This is a genomic window from Streptomyces sp. UW30, assembly GCF_008042075.1.
Taxonomy (GTDB): Bacteria; Actinomycetota; Actinomycetes; order Streptomycetales; family Streptomycetaceae; genus Streptomyces.
On sequence record NZ_RDBN01000101.1, the window covers coordinates 1 to 3,254 of the forward strand.

The following is a 3,254-nucleotide window of genomic DNA, read 5'->3' on the forward strand; positions in this document are numbered from 1 at the left end:
GCTCTGCGGCGATGGACCGGGCTTCGTCGAAGATGTCCAGCGCCTCGTCGGGCGAATCCAACGCGGTAAGACCGTCGGCGAGAGCCAACAGGGCTTGCGCGAGGCGCACTTCATGGCCGCCTTCGTGGTCCGCCGACACCGCCAGGCGGCATGCATGCACCGCCTCCTGAGAGCAGGAGAACGCTTTGCGCAGGTCCCCTGCCGCGCGCCACTGACTGCTGGCCAGCAGGGCAATGTCCGCCCACTGCGCGTATTGGTCGGGGGTCTTGGCGGCGAGGCGGCGTACCGTTTGCAGAAGTTCCATGGCGGAGGGCGGACTAGTGCCCATCGTGCTTACCCTCCTGTGAGGTGTCCGTCTCCGTCGGTGTGTCGTCGTGGGCAGGCGGAGGGACGGAGCGCGCGCGCATGCCGATGATTCGGTCGGCGTACCCTGCGTCGTGGACCAGGATGGTTCCGTCGGGAAGCCAGCTGAGCAGGCCCGGAAGCGGCTCTGCGTCGGCCTGCGTACCAGATGCCAGGTTTGCTGAGCCTGTGGGAGCGAGTGGCGTCGGTACGGGCGCGGGCACAGGCTCCGGTGGCGGCGCAGATGCTTGCCGCATCACGAGGTTGCCGGCCGTCCCTACGGTGGCCATCAGCGGCTGGTGCCCGACATTGAACCTCCCCATACGCTTTTCTGTCCGGCGGAACAGCTCACCAAGCAGCAGGGGAGAGGCGTCCCCGCCTCCATTCTCCAGCACCGTCACAAGGTGGCCGGTGAACGCGGTGTAGTTGGTTGCCGCGGCTTTGTCGGAGGCCTCTGAGGTCTGTGTGGGCCCGCTCGATGCCAGGACGCAGACGCCGTCGATGAGACCCTCGTCGACGTCCTCGGCAACTCTGTCCTGGTCGAGCAGCTCGTCCTCGGCCAGCGCCTCCTCGACCGGCGCCTCATGGCCGAGCACCTTCGTCGCGATGCCACTGAAGCAGCAGTCGAGAACCAGCACGACGACACGGGCGCGGGCCGCACGCAGCAGGCCCCGCAGAACCGTGTAGCGCAGCCCGGTGGTCTCGACCGACTCACCGCTGGCGGTGGTGCACGTCGTGAGATACAACTCGCGCTCCGCGCCCACGCGCGAGCCATGCCCGACGTAGTACACGAACAGGACATCGGTTGCCTGCTCGGCCGCGCGTTTGACCGCAACGCGGATGCCGTCGGCTGTGTGCGGGTTGAGCATCGTCCGCGTGTATTCACGCTTGCGGTGAAAACCGGCATAGGCGGGATCGGTGAGGAGGTCTTTGAGGCGCAGCACGTTATACGAGGCCCCCTCGACGCTGTCGAAGGCTCCGTCGTCCGGGTACTCCGCGACCCCGATCAGCACCGCACGGGACTCGTCCGGGCGCAACGATCGCATGGTCTGGTCAGGCCGCGTCCAGGTCGTCGAGCCACCGTTGGATTTCGCCCGCGTCCGAACCAGTCACCGCGAACTGCTTGCCGTCCTTCTCCACGGTCACGGTGATCTTCGGGGCGGCGGCAGCCCGTCGCTGTTCACGCCATTGCGCGATCACGACACCAAGGGAGGTGGCGCTGAATGCGCCGCTCAGGACCAGCTGAATGATCGCCACAGTGCCCAGTTGATTGGGCCCGGGGGTGTCGGGCAGCAGTTTGGGTGTGGCGTGCTTGCGCGCGCTGGTGTCGTCGACAAGCCAGTCGAACAGTTCGGACGAGACGTCGTCGCCGTCCTTTTCCGCGACACACCTGATCAGGATCTGCATCGTGGCCCCCTGCCCCCTCGCAATTCCCGCCGAGCATACGGCGACGCCGTGGCTGATGTTCGCCGAATCGAGGAGGTGGGCAATGTGAGGGCGCTGCCAGCGACACTCCGGGAGCCTTGGTCCGATGCACGGTCGCCGGATGGCTAGCGCTCGATGTGGTACCGGCTCTGGGAAACGATGGCTTGGCGGAGTTTGGTGGTGAAGTCGGCCGTGCGGGCGATGCGGTCGACGCCGCCTGCATTGCTGTGCCTCAGCGCGCTCTTGAAGTTCTCCTCCAGGGTGCCGGTCATGCGGACCATCAACTCGTCGCTGAGGTGGTCGAGGTCGACGTTGAGGAGATCGCGCATGGTGGGCTGGCGTAGACGGGTGAGGGTGTACGAGGACATTGCGGCCAGGGGGTAGAGCCAGTTCTCCAGCGTTTCGCCCAGCAGGGGCCGGTCCTCAGAGAACTGGGTGAGGAAGCTGCGAAGGCGTGTGTGTACGTCGAGGCTGAGCCGGTAGAGGTCGAGGTCGTGGCGGGGAGAAAGGATCTGCGTGTAGTTCTGGTCGTCCAGCTGCAGTGCTTCCGAGCGCCGCAGCGCGGTATGTGGCTCGTGCAGCGCGAAAGCGGTGAACTCACGGGCCAACCGGGCCATGTTGACGACGCGGTCCACGGGAAAGCCGAGGTTGCGGTAGTAGCTGGCGCGGCGTTCGCAGTAGTAGCCGCCGGCGTGGGTGAGGCTCTCCTCGGTTCAACACCGAGGCCATGCCACACGCCCACCAATGCGCGAGAACCTGGACAAACGACGTTGGCAGGCCGTCGCATACTTGAACACCCCATGTACCGCAGGGAGTTGACCAAAGCAGCCAGGGGGTGCTCGCCGCATCCCAGCCAAGCCTCTGCTGATGACCGTTGCCGACGCCCTCGCCCGCCGGTCTAAGAAGCGCCAAACGCTGCCGGAGACCATCCGCCTGGCTCCTATCGCCCAGGGCTGATCCATAAACACGCCTCGCGGCCACGGCGATGCGGCTGCTGCCGAAACGAGAGCGCCCGCTCCCACACTTCCCTACGGCCAGGCTGCGACGACCAGGGCAATGAGGGCAATGCCCAGGGAGAGAGTGCCGCCGAAGGCGACACCGGCCCGGACGAGAGCCGTAGGGATGCTTGAGCTGTCCCAGCGGGCCAAGGCAGCGGCGGCGATGCCTGCGGCCAGAGCCAGGGACAGCACGACGGAGAGCAGGATCAGCACCGTAGTGGTTCGGTCGGGCAACACGGGTAACACCACCTGGAGTCTGGACTGTTGGGTTGGCTGCAGGTTCACGATGTCCCGGCCGTACTCCCAGGTGCCAGCAGGTGGATGTTGTGGCATACATAAGCCAGGGGTTGTGCCGGAACAATCACGCGGAGGACCGGGAGTGGGGGAGCAGGCTCGGACGGGGCGGCCGTGGGGGCCAGCACGTGGCACCAGCGCGGAGATCAACGAACTCGTCGCGACTCTCCGCTCCTGGCTGGACGAGGCCAAGGT

At 66.4% G+C, this 3,254-nt stretch carries 5 protein-coding genes; all 5 read right to left on the minus strand.

The genetic code is table 11. The annotated features are described in order from the left end of the window. Positions 1 to 304 (minus strand): hypothetical protein (locus EAO75_RS44330; protein WP_148000796.1); only part of this gene is annotated, 304 nt, incomplete at its 3' end. 13 nt (positions 305 to 317) lie between these two features. Continuing rightward, positions 318 to 1,379 (minus strand): caspase domain-containing protein, encoded by a 1,062-nt coding sequence (locus tag EAO75_RS44335; protein ID WP_187284857.1) that lies wholly within the window; start codon positions 1,377 to 1,379, stop codon positions 318 to 320. Between the two features lie 16 nt (positions 1,380 to 1,395). Beyond that, positions 1,396 to 1,749, minus strand: coding sequence for an effector-associated constant component EACC1 (locus EAO75_RS44340; RefSeq protein WP_148000798.1), 354 nt, complete (start codon positions 1,747 to 1,749; stop codon positions 1,396 to 1,398). A gap of 143 nt (positions 1,750 to 1,892) precedes the next feature. Then, on the minus strand, positions 1,893 to 2,402 hold the full coding sequence (locus tag EAO75_RS44345; RefSeq protein WP_261989712.1) for a hypothetical protein: 510 nt from the start codon (positions 2,400 to 2,402) through the stop codon (positions 1,893 to 1,895). A gap of 393 nt (positions 2,403 to 2,795) precedes the next feature. Further along, entirely contained in the window at positions 2,796 to 3,002 is a 207-nt protein-coding gene (locus EAO75_RS44350; RefSeq protein ID WP_148000799.1) for a hypothetical protein, read from the minus strand. Between the last annotated feature and the right edge of the window lie 252 nt (positions 3,003 to 3,254).